The 18,358-nt window shown below is 72.7% G+C and carries 17 protein-coding genes; 14 read left to right on the top strand and 3 right to left on the bottom strand.

Going from position 1 to position 18,358, the window contains the following annotated elements:
* The first annotated feature begins 86 nt into the window (after window positions 1–86).
* From rsmD to mutM, 7 genes are all read left to right on the top strand, one after another.
* Window positions 87–674, top strand: a complete 588-nt coding sequence (gene rsmD / locus LIV37_RS16070) for a 16S rRNA (guanine(966)-N(2))-methyltransferase RsmD (protein ID WP_020868179.1) — start codon at window positions 87–89, stop codon at window positions 672–674.
* The gene (gene coaD / locus LIV37_RS16065) at window positions 671–1,180 is read left to right on the top strand and encodes a pantetheine-phosphate adenylyltransferase (RefSeq protein WP_086885393.1); all 510 of its coding nucleotides are present in this window, start codon (window positions 671–673) and stop codon (window positions 1,178–1,180) included. The genes rsmD and coaD overlap by 4 nt, the downstream gene beginning before the upstream one ends.
* A gap of 107 nt (window positions 1,181–1,287) precedes the next feature.
* Window positions 1,288–2,370, top strand: coding sequence for a hypothetical protein (locus tag LIV37_RS16060; protein WP_020868177.1), 1,083 nt, complete (start codon window positions 1,288–1,290; stop codon window positions 2,368–2,370).
* A gap of 198 nt (window positions 2,371–2,568) precedes the next feature.
* Complete coding sequence (locus LIV37_RS16055; protein WP_185057970.1) at window positions 2,569–3,159, top strand: YceD family protein; 591 nt, start codon at window positions 2,569–2,571, stop codon at window positions 3,157–3,159.
* Window positions 3,160–3,161: 2 nt separating this feature from the next.
* Window positions 3,162–3,335, top strand: a complete 174-nt coding sequence (gene rpmF, locus LIV37_RS16050) for a 50S ribosomal protein L32 (protein WP_037948573.1) — start codon at window positions 3,162–3,164, stop codon at window positions 3,333–3,335.
* Window positions 3,336–3,354: 19 nt separating this feature from the next.
* Entirely contained in the window at window positions 3,355–4,188 is an 834-nt protein-coding gene (rnc, locus tag LIV37_RS16045) for a ribonuclease III (RefSeq protein ID WP_020868174.1), read from the top strand.
* A gap of 125 nt (window positions 4,189–4,313) precedes the next feature.
* On the top strand, window positions 4,314–5,252 hold the full coding sequence (gene mutM, locus LIV37_RS16040; RefSeq protein ID WP_020868173.1) for a bifunctional DNA-formamidopyrimidine glycosylase/DNA-(apurinic or apyrimidinic site) lyase: 939 nt from the start codon (window positions 4,314–4,316) through the stop codon (window positions 5,250–5,252).
* Here the strand turns inward: mutM and LIV37_RS16035 are convergent.
* Together LIV37_RS16035 and LIV37_RS16030 are read right to left on the bottom strand one after the other, a co-directional pair.
* Window positions 5,162–5,656 carry a winged helix-turn-helix transcriptional regulator gene (locus tag LIV37_RS16035; protein WP_020868172.1) on the bottom strand — a complete coding sequence of 165 codons (495 nt, stop codon included), beginning with the start codon at window positions 5,654–5,656 and terminating at the stop codon, window positions 5,162–5,164. The two genes, mutM and LIV37_RS16035, sit on opposite strands and share 91 nt — an antisense overlap.
* Before the next feature lie 161 nt (window positions 5,657–5,817).
* Window positions 5,818–6,762, bottom strand: a complete 945-nt coding sequence (locus tag LIV37_RS16030; protein ID WP_121824889.1) for a CAP domain-containing protein — start codon at window positions 6,760–6,762, stop codon at window positions 5,818–5,820.
* 191 nt (window positions 6,763–6,953) lie between these two features.
* On the opposite strand from LIV37_RS16030, the gene LIV37_RS16025 reads away from it, so the two are divergent.
* The 4 genes from LIV37_RS16025 (at window position 6,954) to LIV37_RS16010 (ending at window position 13,985) form a co-directional block, all read left to right on the top strand.
* On the top strand, window positions 6,954–7,235 hold the full coding sequence (locus LIV37_RS16025) for an acylphosphatase (protein ID WP_037948581.1): 282 nt from the start codon (window positions 6,954–6,956) through the stop codon (window positions 7,233–7,235).
* Between the two features lie 373 nt (window positions 7,236–7,608).
* Window positions 7,609–7,815, top strand: a complete 207-nt coding sequence (locus LIV37_RS16020) for a hypothetical protein (protein WP_020868169.1) — start codon at window positions 7,609–7,611, stop codon at window positions 7,813–7,815.
* A gap of 239 nt (window positions 7,816–8,054) precedes the next feature.
* On the top strand, window positions 8,055–12,350 hold the full coding sequence (locus LIV37_RS16015; protein ID WP_121824890.1) for a chromosome segregation SMC family protein: 4,296 nt from the start codon (window positions 8,055–8,057) through the stop codon (window positions 12,348–12,350).
* Between the two features lie 216 nt (window positions 12,351–12,566).
* Window positions 12,567–13,985 carry a sugar porter family MFS transporter gene (locus LIV37_RS16010; protein ID WP_020868165.1) on the top strand — a complete coding sequence of 473 codons (1,419 nt, stop codon included), beginning with the start codon at window positions 12,567–12,569 and terminating at the stop codon, window positions 13,983–13,985.
* 44 nt (window positions 13,986–14,029) lie between these two features.
* On the opposite strand, the gene LIV37_RS16005 is transcribed toward LIV37_RS16010, so the two are convergent.
* A complete protein-coding gene (locus tag LIV37_RS16005; protein WP_020868164.1) occupies window positions 14,030–15,016 on the bottom strand; it encodes an LLM class flavin-dependent oxidoreductase in 987 nt (328 codons plus the stop codon).
* A 203-nt stretch (window positions 15,017–15,219) separates the two neighbouring features.
* On the opposite strand from LIV37_RS16005, the gene LIV37_RS16000 reads away from it, so the two are divergent.
* The 3 genes from LIV37_RS16000 to LIV37_RS15990 all read left to right on the top strand — a co-directional run bounded on the left by LIV37_RS16000 (window position 15,220) and on the right by LIV37_RS15990 (window position 18,222).
* Window positions 15,220–15,648 carry a hypothetical protein gene (locus tag LIV37_RS16000; protein ID WP_020868163.1) on the top strand — a complete coding sequence of 143 codons (429 nt, stop codon included), beginning with the start codon at window positions 15,220–15,222 and terminating at the stop codon, window positions 15,646–15,648.
* Between the two features lie 131 nt (window positions 15,649–15,779).
* Entirely contained in the window at window positions 15,780–16,088 is a 309-nt protein-coding gene (locus tag LIV37_RS15995) for a hypothetical protein (protein WP_020868162.1), read from the top strand.
* Between the two features lies 1 nt (window position 16,089).
* On the top strand, window positions 16,090–18,222 hold the full coding sequence (locus LIV37_RS15990) for a sensor histidine kinase (protein ID WP_020868161.1): 2,133 nt from the start codon (window positions 16,090–16,092) through the stop codon (window positions 18,220–18,222).
* The last annotated feature ends 136 nt before the right edge of the window (window positions 18,223–18,358 follow it).

The following is an 18,358-nucleotide window of genomic DNA, read 5'->3' as shown; positions in this document are numbered from 1 at the left end:
ACGCCATATCGTGGAGATGCGGCGGCCTCGCCCGGACGGGCATCCGCCGCCGCTGCCCCGACCACCGCGAAGGACGGCCCCCACCCATGACCCGCGTGATCGCCGGAGCGGCCGGCGGCCGCCGCCTGGCCGTGCCGCCGGGAAACGGCACCCGACCCACCTCGGACCGGGCGCGCGAGGGCCTGTTCTCCACCTGGGAGTCGCTGCTCGGCTCGCTGGACGGGGCCCGCGTCCTGGACCTGTACGGCGGCTCCGGCGCGGTCGGCCTGGAGGCGCTGTCCCGCGGCGCCGCCCACACGCTGCTGGTCGAGTCCGACCCGCGGGCGGCCCGCACGATCCGTCAGAACGTCCGCACCCTCGGTCTGCCCGGCGCGGAGCTGCGCACCGGCAAGGCCGAACAGACCATCGCCGGACAGGCCGCCGACACCGGCCCGTACGACGTCGTTTTCCTGGATCCGCCCTACGCGGTCACCGACGGCCAACTCCGGGAGATACTCCTCACACTCCTGGGGAAGGGCTGGCTCGTGCCCGGTGCGCTGGCCACCGTTGAGCGGAGCACACGAGGTGGGGAGTTCGTGTGGCCTGCCGGATTCGAGGGGCTCAGGGCCCGTCGCTACGGCGAGGGCACGCTTTGGTACGGTCGCGCCGCCTCGACGTGCGAGAACGCGTCATGACCGGACCCGAGAGCGAGGAACTTCCGTTGCGCCGCGCAGTCTGTCCGGGGTCGTTCGACCCCGTCACCAATGGACACCTCGACATCATCGCCCGTGCCTCCAAGCTCTATGACGTCGTGCACGTCGCCGTGATGATCAACAAGTCGAAGCAGGGCCTGTTCACGGTGGACGAGCGGATCGATCTCCTCCGCCAGACCACGGAGGAGTACGGAAACGTTCAGGTGGAGGCGTTCCACGGCCTCCTGGTGGACTTCTGCAAGCAGCGGGACATCCCCGCGATCGTCAAGGGGCTGCGGGCCGTCAGCGACTTCGACTACGAGCTGCAGATGGCCCAGATGAACAACGGCCTCTCCGGCGTGGAGACGCTGTTCGTGCCCACCAACCCCACCTACAGCTTCCTCTCCTCCAGCCTGGTCAAGGAGGTCGCGGCGTGGGGCGGCGACGTCTCCCACCTGGTGCCCCCGCTGGTCCTGGAGGCACTCGCCGAGCGGCTCGGCCGGAAGTAGCGGCTGACGGGACGTCAGCGGCTGTCCGGGAGGCGGCCGCTGGCCGTACAGTCGTCCCGTTCGTGTCCCGTACCCATCCGCATCCAGACAGTCTGCGAGCACCCACAGTGGACGTGCAGAAGAAGCTCGACGAGATCGTCGGTACCGTCGGCGGCGCCCGGTCCATGCCCATGTCGGCCTCGTGCGTGATCAACCGCGCCGAGCTGCTCGCCATGCTCGAAGAGGTGCGCGCGGCGCTGCCGGACTCCCTGGCCCACGCCCAGGAGCTGATCGGCGGCCGGGACCAGATGGTCGAGGAGGCCCACCGGGAGGCCGAGCGGATCATCGAGTCCGCGCACGCCCAGCGCGCCTCGCTGATCTCGGACACCGAGCTGGTGCGGAAGTCCCAGGAGGAGGCCGACCGGATCCTCACCGAGGCCCGCCGGGAGGCCGAGGAGATCCGCGTCGAGGCGGACGACTACGTGGACAGCAAGCTGGCCAACTTCGAGGTCGTGCTCACCAAGACCATCGGCTCGGTCGACCGCGGCCGGGAGAAGCTGCTCGGCCGCGCCCCCGGAGCCGAGGACGGTCTCGGGCAGCCCGACGAGGGCCCGGAGCGCAGCGCCGACCCGGCCACCCTGCGGCACCGCGCGGACGAGTACGTGGACACCAAGCTGGGGGCCGTCTCGGCGGTCCTCGGCAAGACCCTGGAGGCGGTCGGCCGGGGCCGCCAGAAGCTGCTCGGGGCCCGGCCCGCCGATGAGCTCGGCGCCCATATGGCGGCCCAGGACGAGGCCGGCATGGCCGTGCGGACCACCGACGACGACTATCTGGCGGACCTGGCCCAGTCCCAGGCGGACCTCGTCCAGCCCGTCGCCCCGCCCGACCAGGCGGCCGCCGACGCCGCGTACTACGCCGCCACCGCGGGCTACCAGCAGCAGGACGCGTACGGCTACCAGCAGGCGTACGTGCAGCAGCAGGACCCGTACGCCGCGCAGGGCGGCTACCAGCAGGACGCCTATGGCTGGCAGCAGCAGGCCCAGGCCCAGGGCTACGATCCGAACGCGGCCTACGTGCCCCAGCAGCCCCAGCAGCTGCCCCAACACCACCACCAGCAGCAGCAGCCGGGCGCCGCGCTCGACGAGACCAGCCTGTTCGACACGAGCATGATTGACCTCGATCAGCTCCGCCAGTACGAGCAGGGCCGCTAGGCCCGCTCCCCACCGGGCCGCGAGAACCCCTTCCCCACCGGGCGGATTGGGTCTACGGCGGCCCGTCCAGTATCCTGGCTCTTCGGTCGCGCGTACGTCCGCGATCTCGGCTGCCCGTTTCGTAGCGGATCGGGTGGCCCGCCGCAGCGTAGAAAGCAGGAAGCCCTGAACGCCCGCCTCGACCACCGTGCCCCTCTCGTGTTCGACACGCGTGAGCTGGGCCGTCGTCCTGGTGCGCTCAAAAGGGTCTCCCGCTCCGTGGTGGCGCCCAAGGGCCTCGGCATCGAGGTCATCGGGGTGCGGGAGGGCGCGACGATCGAGCTGGACCTCCGCCTGGAGTCGGTCATGGAAGGGGTGCTTGTCACAGGCACCGCCCGTGCGCCGCTCACGGGGGAGTGCGTAAGGTGTCTGGAGCCGCTGGAGCGAGAGCTCGAAGTGGACTTCCAGGAGATGTACTCCTACCCCGACGCCGACGACCGGAGCCGCGAAGCGGATACCGGCGACGACGCCGAGGAGGAGGACATGCTCTTCCTCGAGGCCGACCTGTTCGACCTCGAGCCCGTGCTGCGCGACGCGGTGGTGCTCGCACTGCCGCTGCAGCCGGTGTGCCGGGAGGACTGCCCGGGGCTGTGTGCCGATTGCGGCGCCCGGCTCGGGGACGACCCCGGCCACCACCACGAGTCCGCCGACATCCGTTGGGCGGCACTGCAGGGACTCGCCGAGACCATGAGGGACGGCGAGAAGGACAACGCACCCCGCGAGCGCGGGGATGACTCACAGGAGAAGTAGCCGTGGCTGTTCCGAAGCGGAAGATGTCGCGCAGCAACACGCGCCACCGCCGGTCGCAGTGGAAGGCTGCGGTCCCCAACCTGGTGGCGTGCGAGCGCTGCCACGAGCCGAAGCAGCAGCACATCGCGTGCCCGAGCTGCGGCACCTACAACCGCCGCCAGGTCCTCGAGGTCTGATCGGCGGGTGACAGGCTCTATGTCAGACGCCACTACGCCCCCGCGCAAGCGCGGTGAAGCGGCCCAGGCGGACACGGCCTCGTCTCACACGATCCTGGAAGGGCGGCTCGGGTACCAGCTCGAGTCCGCCCTTCTGGTGCGTGCGCTGACCCACCGCTCCTTCGCGTACGAGAACGGCGGGCTGCCCACCAACGAGCGGCTGGAATTCCTCGGGGATTCGGTGCTCGGCCTGGTGGTCACCGACACGCTGTACCGCATCCACCCCGACCTGCCCGAGGGCCAGCTGGCCAAGCTGCGGGCCGCGGTGGTGAACTCGCGTGCGCTCGCGGAGGTGGGCCGCGGCCTCGACCTCGGCGCCTTCATCCGGCTCGGCCGGGGCGAAGAGGGCACCGGCGGCAGGGACAAGGCTTCCATCCTCGCCGACACCCTTGAAGCGGTGATCGGCGCGGTCTATCTCGACCGGGGGCTCGACGCCGCCGCGGAGCTGGTCCACCGGCTCTTCGACCCGCTCATCGAGAAGTCCTCGAACCTCGGCGCGGGCCTGGACTGGAAGACCAGCCTCCAGGAGCTGACCGCCACCGAGGGTCTCGGAGTCCCCGAGTACCTGGTCTCCGAGACCGGTCCCGACCACGAGAAGACCTTCACGGCTGCCGCCCGCGTCGGTGGTGTCGCGTACGGCACCGGCACCGGCCGCAGCAAGAAGGAAGCCGAACAGCAGGCGGCCGAGGCCGCCTGGCGCGCCATCCGCGCGGCTGCCGACGAGGCCCAGGCGAAGGCCAAGGCGGCCGATGCCGGAACCGCGGGCACGGCGGACGGCGGAGCCGCCGCCGACACCGCCTCCCCGGCACGCTGATCGGCTTTCCCCCACCCACACCGTCCATCACGTCCGTAACGCCCCTCACCGCCCCCGGGCGGACGGCCCGCCCGGGTTGCTCCGCCCGGGGGCGGTGAGGGCTCGAAGGCTTGAGGAGGCCCCCGTTGCCCGAGCTGCCCGAGGTCGAGGTGGTCCGCCGCGGACTGGAGCGCTGGGTCAGCGGCCGTACGGTCGCCGAGGTCCAGGTGCTGCACCCCCGCGCGGTCCGCCGCCATCTCGGCGGCGCGGAGGACTTCGCGGCCCGCCTCCGGGGCCGCCGCGCCGGGACCGTCCGGCGCCGCGGCAAGTACCTGTGGCTGCCGTTCGACGACGACGCGGCCGCCGAGTCCGTCCTGGCCCACCTCGGGATGAGCGGACAGCTGCTGGTCCAGCCGGCCGAGGCGCCCGACGAGAAGCATCTGCGGATCCGGGTCCGCTTCGCCGACGACGCGGGCACCGAGCTGCGCTTCGTCGACCAGCGCACCTTCGGCGGGCTCTCGCTGCACGACACCGTCCCCGGCGACCTGGAGGGGCTGCCGGACGTCATCGCGCACATCGCCCGCGACCCGCTGGACCCCGCCTTCGACGAGGCCGCGTTCCACCTCGCGCTGCGCCGCCGCCGCACCACGATCAAGCGCGCGCTGCTGGACCAGTCGCTGATCAGCGGGGTCGGCAACATCTACGCCGACGAGGCGCTGTGGCGGGCCCGGCTGCACTACGACCGGCCCACGGCCACCCTCGCCCGGCCGCGCGCCGCCGAACTCCTGGACCATGTGCGCGAGGTGATGACCGCCGCGCTCGCCGTCGGCGGCACCAGCTTCGACAGCCTCTATGTGAACGTGAACGGCGAGTCGGGGTACTTCGAGCGCTCCCTGGACGCCTACGGCCGGGAGGACGAGCCCTGCCGCCGCTGCGGCACCGCGATGCGCCGCCGCCCGTGGATGAACCGCTCCAGCTACTTCTGCCCGCGCTGTCAGCGCCCGCCGCGCCCGGCCACCTCGGGGGCCCGTCCGGCGTCCCGCGCGGCCGCCGCCTCGCCGCTCCCGGCGCGCGTGGTGTCGTAGCGCTCCCGGGCCGTCAGCACCTCGGGCATCCGGTCCTCGACCAGATGGATAAGGGCCAGCAGCCGGTCGGCGACCGCGCTGCCCAGCGGGGTCAGCCGGTAGTCCACCCGGGGCGGGTTGGTCGGCTGGGCCTCGCGGTGCACCAGACCGTCGCGCTCCAGCGCGTGCAGCGTCTGGGACAGCATCTTCTCGCTGACGCCGTCGACCCGCCGCCGCAGCTCGTTGAAGCGGAAGGTGTTGTCGTGGAGCGCGCTCAGGATGAGGCCGCCCCATTTGCCGGTGACGTGCTCCAGCGTGCCGCGTGAGGGGCAGGCGCGGGCGAACACGTCGAAGGCCAGGTCCTCCGTGTCCACGTTCTCCGCGTCCACCGTGCTGGACGCCCCGCCGGTGCGTTCACTGTCCATACCCACACCATACGCGCACTCAGCGCTGACTCCAGGGTCGCGCTTTCGGATGGTGAGCGTGCTGCTCGTAAGGGCACGGGAAAGCCCGGGGCGCTTTCGTACGCCCCGGGCTTTCCCGCGTGTCCGGATGCGGAGGCCCGCTCGGGGCTCCGCTCAGTGGCTCAGTAGCCGAAGTCCTGGGTCCACCAGGGGCCGCCGTCGCCGAAGTGCGCGCCGACGCCCAGTCGCTTGAACGAGCAGTTGAGGATGTTGGCGCGATGGCCGGAGCTGTTCATCCAGGAGTCCATCACGGACTGTGCGTCCGACTGGCCGCGGGCGATGTTCTCCCCGCCCAGGTCCAGGATGCCCGCACCATCCGCGCGCTCCCAGGGGCTGTCGCCGTCGGGGTTGATGTGGTCGAAGAACTGTCGCAGGGACATGTCCTCGCTGAAGTCCTCGGCCAGCTGGGCGAGTTTGGAGTCGGCCGTCACGGGGTCGCAGCCGACCTTCTTGCGCTCTTTGTTGACGAGGGTGAGGACTTCGGCCTCCGAGGCGGTCTCGGGACCGGCCGACTCCACCGGGGGCTCGGGCGCGGTCGGCTCCGTCGAGGGCGTCTGCGACGGCTTGCCGTGCCCGCCGCCGTTCGCGCCGCCCTTGCCGTTGCCGTTGTCGCTGCCCTTCCCCTTGCCGTTTCCGCCGGGCCGGTCGTTCCCGGAGGGCTGGGAGGGCCCGGGCTGCTCCGGCGGGGTGGTGGAGGGCGTCTCGGAGGGCTTGGCGGGGGTCTTGGAGGGAGTTGTGGAGGGTGCGTGAGGGCGATCGTCACCACGGCTGGGCGGTACCGTGCCGCGATCGGTGGGGGCCGCGGACTGCGAGCCCTGTGTCTCCAGGCCGGAGTCCGAGGGACCGCCCGCCTGGACCTGTCCGGCGGAGTCATTGCCCCCGCCGAGTTCGTAGCCGTTCGGACCGAGTCCGGAGGCCATCGCCACGGCGCCGACCGCGACAGCGGCGGACACGCCCAACAGTCCGGTCCGGACCGGAGCGAGGGGGCTCCGGTGCGGTCCCCGGTGGCGGCCTGCGGCGGCCACCTGCGCCGGGGTACCGGGGGCAGATCGTCGATGGCGGCCCATCTCCTGCCTTCCTTGTGTGCTCGGCGTCAAAAGTCGCTCGAAATGTGTCACTCGTGTGCGCGAGCCATGTATCACTCGTGTGGGTGAGTCCTGTTGAGCCGGGACTGTACGCCATTCGGGCCCCAACGCGCCTGCCCACTGGGCAATTCGATGGTTTAGCGGCTGCTCGGACGGGGGGTTAGCGTGCGCATATGAACGAAAGAGTCCGCCTCACCGTGTGGGTCCGCGGCCGCGTCCAGGGTGTCGGCTTCCGCTGGTACACCCGGGCCAACGCGTTGCGCATCGGGGACCTCGTCGGCTTTGCGTCCAACCTCGCCGACGGGCGGGTGCAGGTGGTCGCGGAGGGCCCGCGTGCGGAATGCGAACAGCTGCTCGAATGGCTCCGGGACGGTGACACGCCCGGGAAAGTCGAGGGAATCACCGAGATCTGGGACACACCGCGCGGCGGCTACGACGCCTTCGAAATCCGTTGATCAACTCACCGGAGACACCCTCCGCGGCCCCCCTCTGACCACGCCTTCCCTGCGCACGGTGAGCAGAAATCGGCTGATGGTTGCCAACGGGGCCGCGCCGTGGAAGGCTGCGGAGTCACGAAAGATCCCCGACCGCGATGGGTCATCTGGAGAGGGGCGGGACCGTCCGCCGTCAGTGTGCTCTCGGCCCCTGCGGGCCCGTCGGCGTGTGATCGTGTTGACCCTCAAACCAATTGGTGAGACGCTGGAAGCCCCGCGCACCTTAACTGTTTGCCGCGCAGCACGGTAGTAATTTCGGCAGGCAGCGCGGGTGCAAATTCCCTCACGACCCACACCGCTTCGGTCGGTCACTCAGTGTGGAGGACCATCCATCATGGCAAAGGCGCTTCTCGGTTACGTCGGCGGTTCCGACCCCCGAGTCCTCGCCGAGATGCGACGGCTTCAGCAGCGCGTCCAGGACCTTGAATCCGAGATCGTTCGGATTCAGGCCGAGAACGACGCGCTGTCCGCCGCCGCTCGTCACGGCGACTCGCTGCTCGAAAGCTTCGACGTATCCCAGGCGGAGCCTGCGCTCGCCTGACCCAGCCCCAGGGCCGGTCGGGCTGCATCGTCAGCCGCTTGAGAATCTTCAAGGGACGCTTCGGCGTCCCTTCGTCGTATCCCCAGTGTGCTTCCCAGCCACCCTTACCGACTGATGTGCCCCTCTCTTCCAGCGGTGAAACCGATCATTGCTGAAACGGAGAAAAAGCCGGGACGGGTGCGCCGCGCCACCGTCATGGGACGGTGCCGGAGGAAGCGCGGCGGGTAGAGTCCAAAGGCGTGCATCTCAAGAGCCTGACCCTGCGAGGGTTCAAATCCTTCGCCTCCGCCACGACGCTCCGGTTCGAGCCGGGCATCACCTGCGTCGTCGGCCCCAACGGCTCGGGCAAGTCCAATGTCGTGGACGCCCTTTCCTGGGTCATGGGCGAACAGGGTGCCAAGTCCCTGCGCGGCGGCAAGATGGAGGACGTCATCTTCGCCGGGACCACCGGCCGTCCCCCGCTCGGCCGCGCCGAGGTCTCGCTCACCATCGACAACGCCGATGGCGCGCTGCCCATCGACTACGCCGAAGTCACCATCACGCGGATCATGTTCCGCAACGGCGGCAGCGAATACCAGCTCAACGGGGACACCTGCCGGCTGCTGGACATCCAGGAACTGCTCTCCGACTCCGGCATCGGCCGTGAAATGCACGTCATCGTCGGGCAGGGCCAGCTCGACGGCGTGCTGCACGCCGACCCGACCGGCCGCCGCGCCTTCATCGAGGAGGCCGCGGGCGTCCTCAAGCACCGCAAGCGCAAGGAGAAGGCGCTGCGGAAGCTGGACGCGATGCAGGCCAACCTCGCCCGCGTCCAGGACCTCACCGACGAACTGCGCCGCCAGCTCAAGCCGCTCGGCCGGCAGGCCGCGGTGGCCCGGCGCGCCGCCGTCATCCAGGCCGATCTGCGCGACGCCCGGCTGCGGCTGCTCGCCGACGACCTGGTGAACCTGCGCGAGGCGCTGCGCGCCGAGGTCGCCGACGAGGCCGAGCTCAAGCGGCGCAAGGAGGCCGCCGAGACCGAACTGCGCACCGCGCAGCAGCGCGAGGCGGCGCTGGAGGAGCAGGTGCGGCGGCTCGCGCCCCGGCTCCGGGACGCCCAGCAGACCTGGTACGAGCTCTCGCAGCTCGCCGAGCGGGTGCGCGGCACGATCAGCCTGGCGGACGCCCGGGTCAAGAGCGCCACGTCCGCCCCCGGGGAGGAGCGGCGCGGCCGCGACCCCGAGGACATGGAGCGCGAGGCGGCCCGCATCCGGGAGCAGGAGGCCGAGCTGGAGGCCGCCCTGGAGGCGGCGAGCCGGGCGCTGGACGACACCGTGGAGCACCGGGCCGAGCTCGAGCGGAGCCTGGCCGAGGAGGAGCGCCGGCTCAAGGACGTGGCCCGCGCCATCGCCGACCGACGCGAAGGGCTCGCCCGGCTCCAGGGCCAGGTGAACGCCGCCCGCGGCCGGGCCGGTTCGGCCCGTGCCGAGATCGAGCGGCTGGCCGCGTCCCGCGACGAGGCACAGACCCGCGCGGTCGCCGCGCAGGAGGAGTACGAGCAGCTCAAGGCGGAGGTCGACGGACTCGACGCGGATGACGCGGAACTGGCGGAGCGCCACGAGGCCGCGAAGCGTGAGCTCGCCGAGGCGGAGGCCGCGCTGAGCGCGGCCCGCGAGGCGGCGACGGCCGCCGAACGCGAGCGCGCCGCGACCTCCGCCCGACATGACGCCCTCGCCCTCGGTCTGCGCCGTAAGGACGGCACGGGCGCCCTTATGGCCGCCGCCGACCGCCTCGGCGGACTCCTGGGCCCCGCCGCCGAACTCCTCACCGTGACCCCGGGCTTCGAGGTGCCCGTCGCCACGGCCCTGGGTGCCGCCGCCGACGCGATCGCCGTCAGCGGCCCCCACGCGGCCGCCGAGGCGATCCGCCTCCTGCGCGCCGACGACGCCGGACGCGCCGCCCTGCTGCTGACGACGCCGGACGCCGAGAAGGAGGAGCCCCCGTCCGCCAACCTCGCGGGGCCCTCGTCCGCCGCGCCGGAGCCGGGCGGCTCCGGCGGGCCCGCGCCGGGCGGCGCCGCCCTCGTGCCGGGCACGCGTGCCGAGGGGGCCGGGCCGAGTGAGCCGGGTCAGGGGCCGAGTGAGCCGGGTCAGGGGCCCGTGCCGCGATCGGCGGCCACCCCCGCGGCGCCCGGTTCCGTCGCTCCCCGCTCCGAGCCGGGCGCGGACGCCGAAACGCCTACGGCCGGGGCTGGTTCCGCGGCTCACGCGCCCGCACCGGAGGGCTCCCCCGACCCGGCTGATGGCGCCGCCGCCGTGCCGGGCACACGGTGGCCCGCGGACGGTCCGGCGCCCGAGTCCTCCGGCTCCGATGAGGGCCCTTGGCCGGATGGCGCCTCGGAGCCCGGCGGTCCCGGCGCCCCGCGGGCCGTCGCCGATGCCGCGGGGGCGTCTCCCGGCGCGGCAGACGGCGCTGGCGCCGTGCCCGGCACACGGGTGCCGGGTGCCGACTCCGCGCGCAGGGACGACGCGGAAGCCGCGGACGAGGGGCGTGAGTTCCTTACGGCGTCCGGCGGCGGCCCGGCCGTGACCGAGCCCGGTGCCGCGACCGAGCCCGGTGCCGCGGTCGCCGCCGCCGGTGGGGCGTCCCCGGCGGTGGTTTCCGCGCGGGTGCCGCAGCCCGCCGGGGGAGAGGCGGCCGTACCGGGTGCCGGACCCGGCGAGGAGCCGGGCCGGAAGCCCGCGGCCGTCGAAGCGATGCCGCGGGTGGCGGATCTGGTGGCTGGGCCCGCGGCGCTGCTGCCCGCCGTAAGGCGGTTGCTCGACGGCATGGTGGTGGTCGAGAGCCTGGAGGAGGCCGAGGAACTCCTCACGCGGCGGCCGGAGTTGACGGCCGTGACCGCCGAGGGCGATCTGCTCGGGGCGCACTTCGCGCAGGGCGGGTCCGCCGGGGCGCCCACGCTGCTGGAGGTGCAGGCGTCCGTCGACGAGGCCGCGGCGGAGCTCGAGCGGCTCGCCGTACGGTGCGAGGAGCTGGCCGGGGCGCAGCGCGCGGCGCAGGAGCGGCGGGCCGAGTGCCTGGCGCTCGTCGAGGAGCTCGCGGGCCGCCGGAGCGCGGCGGACCGGGAGAAGTCGCGGGTCGCGCAGTCGCTGGGCCGGCTGGCCGGGCAGGCGCGCGGGGCCGCCGGGGAGGCCGAGCGGAGCGCCGCGGCCGTCGCCAGGGCCGAGGAGGCGCTGGCGCGGGCGACCGAGGAGGCCGAGGAGCTCGCCGAACGGCTGGCCGTGGCGGAGGAGGAGCCGGGCGAGGAGGAGCCCGACACCTCGGTACGGGACCGGCTGGCGGCCGATGGCGCCAACGCGCGGCAGACCGAGATGGAGGCGCGGCTCCAGGTCCGTACGCACGAGGAGCGCGTCAAGGGGCTCGCGGGGCGCGCCGACGCGCTCGACCGGGGCGCGCGCGCCGAGCGCGAGGCCCGGGCGCGCGCCGAGCAGCGGCGCGCCCGGCTGCGCCATGAGGCCGAGGTGGCCTCGGCCGTGGCCTCCGGCGCCCGCCAGCTGCTGGCGCATGTCGAGGTGTCGCTGGTCCGGGCCGAGCAGGAGCGGGACGCCGCGGAGCGCGCCAAGGCCGAGCGCGAGCGGGAGCTGGACGCCGCCCGCGGCCAGGGGCGTGATCTCAAGGGGGAGCTGGACAAGCTGACCGACTCGGTGCACCGGGGCGAGGTGCTGGGCGCCGAGAAGCGGATGCGGATCGAGCAGCTGGAGACCAAGGCGCTGGAGGAGCTGGGCGTCGAACCGGCCGGGCTGATCTCCGAGTACGGCCCCGACCAGCTCGTCCCGCCGTCGCCGCCCGCCGAGGGCGAGGTGCTGCCGGACGATCCGGAGCATCCGCGCAACCAGCCGGTGCGGTACGTGAGACCGCAGCAGGAGAAGCGGCTGAAGGCCGCGGAGCGGGCGTACCAGCAGCTCGGCAAGGTCAATCCGCTGGCGCTCGAGGAGTTCGCGGCGCTGGAGGAGCGGCATCAGTTCCTGAGCGAGCAGCTGGAGGACCTCAAGAAGACCCGGGCGGATCTCCTCCAGGTGGTCAAGGAGGTCGACGAGCGGGTCGAGCAGGTCTTCACGGAGGCGTACCGGGACACCGCGCGCGAGTTCGAGGGCGTCTTCTCGCGGCTGTTCCCGGGCGGGGAGGGGCGGCTGGTGCTGACCGACCCCGAGAACATGCTGACCACGGGCGTGGACGTGGAGGCCCGGCCGCCGGGCAAGAAGGTCAAGCGGCTGTCGCTGCTGTCGGGCGGTGAGCGCTCGCTGACCGCCGTGGCCCTGCTGGTGTCGATCTTCAAGGCGCGGCCGAGCCCGTTCTATGTGATGGACGAGGTCGAGGCGGCGCTCGACGACACCAATCTGCAGCGGCTGATCCGGATCATGCAGGAGCTCCAGGAGGCTTCCCAGCTGATCGTGATCACCCACCAGAAGCGGACGATGGAGGTCGCCGACGCGCTGTACGGCGTCTCCATGCAGGGTGACGGCGTCTCGAAGGTCATCAGCCAGCGCTTGCGGTGACCGTTTCAATACTTGAAGTCAATACTTGCTCCTGCGTGTCGACACGCTGGAGCGATTTCTTCGTCACACTCTATTGACTTCGAAACTTGAAGGAATAGTCTCTGCAACGTTGCTTTTACCTTCAAGTGGTGGTCGACGCCTCAGCAGCGACCGCTGGAAGGGTCAGCCGTCCCCCCACGTCCGGCGCCGTTGCCGGGCGGGCGTCAGGAGTTCACGTTGTCCACCACCGTGCAGGCACAGGGAGCCGAGGGCCGCAAGGCCCAGCCGGACCACCTCGGCCACGTCATCTTCATCACCGCAGCCGCCGCGATGGGCGGCTTTCTCTTCGGCTACGACAGCTCGGTGATCAACGGAGCGGTCGAGGCCATCCGCGGCAAGTACGACATCGGCTCCGCGGCCCTCGCCCAGGTCGTGGCCATCGCCCTGATCGGCTCGGCCATCGGCGCCGCCACCGCGGGCCGGATAGCCGACCGGATCGGCCGGATCCGCGTCATGCAGATCGCCGCCGCCCTCTTCACGATCAGCGCGGTCGGCTCGGCGCTGCCCTTCTCGCTGTGGGACCTGGCCTTCTGGCGGGTGCTCGGCGGCGTCGGCATCGGCATGGCCTCGGTGATCGGCCCGGCCTACATCGCCGAGGTCGCCCCGCCCGCCTACCGCGGCCGGCTCGCCTCGTTCCAGCAGGCCGCGATCGTCGTCGGCATCGCCATCTCCCAGCTCGTCAACTGGGGCATCCTCAACCTCGCCGACGGGGACCAGCGCGGGCAGATCGCCGGTCTGGAGGCCTGGCAGTGGATGCTCGGCGTCATGATCATCCCGGCCGTCCTCTACGGGCTGCTGTCCTTCGCCATCCCCGAGTCGCCCCGCTTCCTGATCTCCGTCGGCCGCACCGCCCAGGCCAAGCAGGTCCTGGAGGAGGTCGAGGGCAGGACCGTGGACCTCGATGTGCGGGTCGCCGAGATCGACCGGGCCATGCGCAGTGAGGAGAAGTCGACCTTCAAGGACCTCCTCGGCGGCCGGTTCGGTCTGCTGCCCATCGTCTGGATCGGCGTCGGGCTCTCGGTCTTCCAGCAGCTCGTCGGCATCAACGTGGCGTTCTACTACTCCTCGACGCTGTGGCAGTCCGTCGGCGTCGACCCGAGCAGCTCGTTCTTCTACTCCTTCACCACGTCGATCATCAACATCCTGGGCACCGTGATCGCGATGATCTTCGTCGACCGGGTCGGCCGCAAGCCGCTCGCGCTCATCGGCTCCGTGGGCATGGCCGTCTCCCTCGCCCTGGTGGCCTGGGCCTTCTCGGCGAACCTGGTGGACGGCAAGCTGCCGCACGCGGAGGGTGTCCTGGCGCTGATCGCGGCCCACTCCTTCGTGCTGTTCTTCGCCCTCTCGTGGGGCGTGGTGGTCTGGGTCCTGCTCGGCGAGATGTTCCCGAACAAGATCCGCGCCGCCGGCCTCGGTGTCGCCGCCTCCGCCCAGTGGATCGCCAACTGGGCCATCACCGCCAGCTTCCCGAGCCTGTCGGACTGGAACCTGTCGGGTACGTACATCATGTACACGGCCTTCGCCTTGCTCTCGATCCCGTTCATCCTCAAGTGGGTGCCGGAGACCAAGGGCAAGGCGTTGGAGGAGATGGGCTAACCCCCCCCGCCGCCCACTCCTCGCAACAGGAGAACTGCCCCGCCTCAGTCCTTGAGGCGGGGCAGCACTCGTTCCGCGAACAGCCGCAGGGACCGCCAGCCCTCCTCGACCGGCATCCCGCCGCACAGCGGATGGAGCACCAGACTCGCCATCTCGCCGCCCTCCTCCGCCAGCGCCACGCACTCCTCCGGGGTGACGATGCGGTAGACGCCCTCACGGCGCAGCGCCGCCACGTCCTCGGCCCGTGACCGCACCGCCGAACGCACCGTGCCCTGCTGCCAGGAGGCGTACCTGCGCGCCTCGTACAGCAGATGGGTGCCGTACTCCTCCCAGCCCCGGTCCGGGTCCTCGGACAGGTGCAGCAGCGGGGTGGCCGCCGGGGGCATCAGGCACCAGCCCTCGGTGCCGTACTCCTCCCGCCGCGCGTGGTAGTACGCCTCCAGCTCCGGCAGATGCGCGCTGGGGAAGAACGGCAGGCCCAGGCGCGCCGCGCGGCGGGCCGCCGCCTGGGAACTGCCGCCGATCAGCAGTGGCGGATGCGGCCGGGTGTACGGGCGCGGGGTGATCCGGACGGTGCGGCCCCGGTGCTCGAAGGGCTCGCCCGTCCAGGCCGCGAGCAGCGTCTCCAGCGCCTCGTCCTGAAGCGCGCCGCGCCGCTTCCAGTCCGTGCCCAGGGCCGCGTACTCCTCCGGCCGGTAGCCGATCCCCGCCACCGTGATCAGCCGCCCGCCACTGGCCAGATCCAGCACGGCGAGGTCCTCGGCGAGCCGCAGCGGGTCGTACAGCGGCGCGATCAGCGCCGAGACGGTGACGGTGATCCGGCGGGTGGCGCCCAGCAGCGTGCCCGCGAAGGCCAGCGGGGCGGGCAGCCAGTTGTCGGGGGACCCGTGGTGCTCCTCGGTCTGGAGGGTGGAGACGCCCCGCTCATCGGCGAAGGCCGCCATCTCCAGCGCGGCGCGGTACCGCTCGGACAGGCCGCGCGGGGTCGCGTGGGGATCGACGAGGTTGAGGCGTACGACCGTGACGGGCATGCGGATGTCCTCCTTCGTCATGGGACGCGGCAGCCGGACCGTAGCTGACGGACCGTCAAATCGCCACCATCATGGCCCGTTCGGCCCACCGCACGGGCACGGCCGGGGCGGATGACTCATGTGCCTGGGACGCGGGGCGGCCGAAGGTGAGGGCCGGCCCGCCCATGGGCCACAGCCCGCACACACCGACTGAGGAGGGGCGCGTGACGATCAGCACGGGGGAATCGCTCATCACCGCGGCCGACATCGACGACCTCATCACCCGGGTCCGGCAGACCGCCGGCGACCCCGGGCCCCTGGAATCCGCCAAGGCCGCGCTCTTCTCCGGCGACGGCGACGGCGACTGCGACGGCACCCGCACCGGTCCCGGCCCCGAGGCGGCGCGGCTCATCCGGCAGCGGCTGCTGGTGACCGCCCTCCGCCACGGGGGCGCGCTGCTGGCCAAGCTGCTCAGCCGGCTCAGCCCCCGCGAGACCGCCATGGTGCGCCGCTACGCCCACCGGCTCGCGAACTTCCTCGACACGCTGGAGGTCTGGGCGGCGCAGCCCATCATGCTCGCCCTGATGCGCTTCGGACTGCCTTACGGAGAGGCGGAGACGATCGCGGTGGCCGTACTGCTGCTCGTGGGGTGAGCACCGGAGACCGGCGCCGCCTATGGAAACGGGGGTGCTAGGAGGTCACCGGTTCGGGTGGGCCGGGGCATCCGCGCACTTCACGGCCGCGGTGGCGGGTAGTGCTCGGGCGAGACACAAGGAGAACGACCATGCGCCCTACCCGAATCCGCACGGCGATCGCCCTCGGCCTGAGCGCCGGGGCCGTCATGTGGACCGCGGCCGCCTCCCCCGCCACCGCCTCCTCCCACGCCGTCACGACCGCCGACACCGACTGGCGGGAGGCGGGGCACTACGACACCACCGCGGCCTGCAAACGCGCGGGCAAGGCCGGTGTCGAACGGCACAAGTGGGCCGAGTACAAATGCCGTCCCGGCCGCAACGACAACTACGTCACGCTGTGGGCCAGAGGCGGCTCCGGCGCGGCGCGCGCCCTGACCGCCGGGCCGGTCGCCGGTTGAGATGCGACAGGCCGCACTGCCGAAGGACCGCGCCGTGCGCGCCGCGGGCGGGGTATCGGCACTGATCGTGGTGGTCCTGGCCGGATGGGTGGCCGGGCTGCTGCGGGTCAACGACGAGTGGCTCGCGCTCGCTTACCCCCACCCCCGGGGCGCCACCGTGCTGACCAGGGTCGCCGTCGGCGTCCCGGTGCTGGGCGTCGGCGTGCTGCTGCTCGCCGAGCGCTCGGCCCGGCGCTACGGCGGCGTCCTGCTGGTGGCGGGCGGCCTGTGGCTGCTGCCCTCGGCCGCCGCCGGACTGCTGGGCCTGGCCGACCTGGGCACCACGGGCGCCGTGCTGTCCCTGCTGCTCGCCGCCGCCAAGATGGCCTGCCGCCCGCTGACCGTACTGCTGCTGCCGCTCTGGCTGTTCCCCCGGGGCGGGCGCCGGCGGTGGCAGTGGTGGGTGATCAGCCTGGGGGCGTCCGGTTACTGGCTGGGGTACGCGGGGCTGTGGCTGATCAGCGAGCCCCGGGTGGGCTCCGTGGCCAACCCGGCGTTCTCCACAGCGAGCGGCCAGTGGGCCTTCGACCACCTCGACACCTACGCCGAGGCCGAACCCTGGGTGCTGCGCAGCGTCGCCGCGGCCGTGACCACCGCCCTGTGCTGCCGCGCCGCCGTCTCGCGCGGCGCCGAGCGGCGCGACTGGGCGCTGCTGGCCGCCGCCTACCCCGCCTGCGTCTCGCTCCTGCTGTCCCAGTGGGGCGAGGGCGTGCCCACCATCGTGGCCCGTACGGTCGGCAGCGCCGTATGGGCCGCCGCGATCTGCCTCGGCGTCGCCCGCACCGGCATATGGCGGCTCGACCGCTCCACCAGCCACCGCCTCGCCCGCGCCTTCGTGCTCACCTCCCTGGCCGCCGTGGTGGTCTGCGCGGTCGTCGCCGTCCAGGCCGGACTCCCCTCCGTGCGCAGCGGGGCCACGACCGTCACCGCCGGATGCGCCCTGGTGCTGGGCTGGGGGCTGCGGCCCAGCGCCCGCAAGCTCACCCTCTGCGTCGAGCGCGCCTTCTACGGGCCCCGGGCCCGCCCGCACGAAGCTGTGAGCGCCCTCGCCGTACGGCTCCAACAGGCCCCGCACCCCGGCGAGGTGCCCCAGCAGATCTGCCGCAGCGCCGTGGAGGACCTCGGCGTCTCCGGCGCCGCCGTCAGCGTCGACACCCGCGCCGGGCCCCGGCGGCTGGCCGCCGCGGGGGCCCCGCTGACCGGCGCGGTCCAGACGTTCCTGCTGCGCCACCACGGCCGTACCGTCGGCCGGTTGGAGGTCTCCCGCGACGGCTCCGGCACCCCCGCCGAACGCGACAGCGGACTGCTCTCCCTCCTCGCCGACCAGGCCGCCCCCGCGCTTGCCGCGCTGCGCCTGGCCGAGGAGGCCCAGGCCGCCCGCGAGCGCATGGTGCTCGCCCGCGAACAGGAGCGCCGCCGGCTGCGCCGGGAGATCCACGACGGACTCGGCCCCCAACTGGCCGCCGTAAGGCTGCGCCTGGACATCGCCCAGACCTCCTGCCCGCCCGGCCACCCCGCCACCCCGCAGCTGTGCGAGGCCGCCGAGACGCTCGCCGAAGCCCTGGTCGAGGTGCGCCGGATCACCGCGGGCCTCGCCCCGGCCGCGCTGGCCGAGCGCGGACTCGCCGGCGCGGTCCGCGACCTGGCGCACCGGCTGGGCGTCGACGGCCTGCGGGTCAACGTGGCCAGCCGCCCCGCCGCACTGCCCCCGCTGTCGCCCGGTGTGGAGACGGCCGCCTACCGGATCGCGGCGGAGTCGCTGACCAACGCCGTACGGCACGCCCGGGCACGCCAGGTGGGCGTCGAGCTGACCGCGGGCCCGGACACCCTCGAGGTCAAGGTCACCGACGACGGCAGCGGACTGCGCGAGACCGCGGTACCCGGCGTCGGCCTCGCCTCGGTCACCGAACGGGCCGAGGAGATCGGCGGCTCCTGCTCGGTGACCGGATCGGCGACCGGCACGGTGGTCCACGCGGTGCTGCCCCTCGCCGGACCGGGCGAACACGGCAACCCGGAGGAGCACCGGAAGCCGACCGGGCACGAGGCGTGCCGGGCCCTCCTCAAGAGCATCGGATCGATGAGCCGGGCGCCTTAAGGCTTTTGCGCCCCGGAGGGGGCACCTCGCAGCGGTGGCCGGGGGAGGCTTTTGCGCCCCGGCGGGGGTACCTCCCAGCGGTAGCTGGGGGAGAACCGAGCCTCGAGAAGAAAGGTGCGAGCGAAGCGTGCGGTGG

The organism is Streptomyces rapamycinicus NRRL 5491 (assembly GCF_024298965.1).
Taxonomy (GTDB): Bacteria; Actinomycetota; Actinomycetes; order Streptomycetales; family Streptomycetaceae; genus Streptomyces; species Streptomyces rapamycinicus.
Note: the sequence above shows the minus strand (reverse complement) of the source record. Positions and strands in the feature narration are given on the sequence as shown.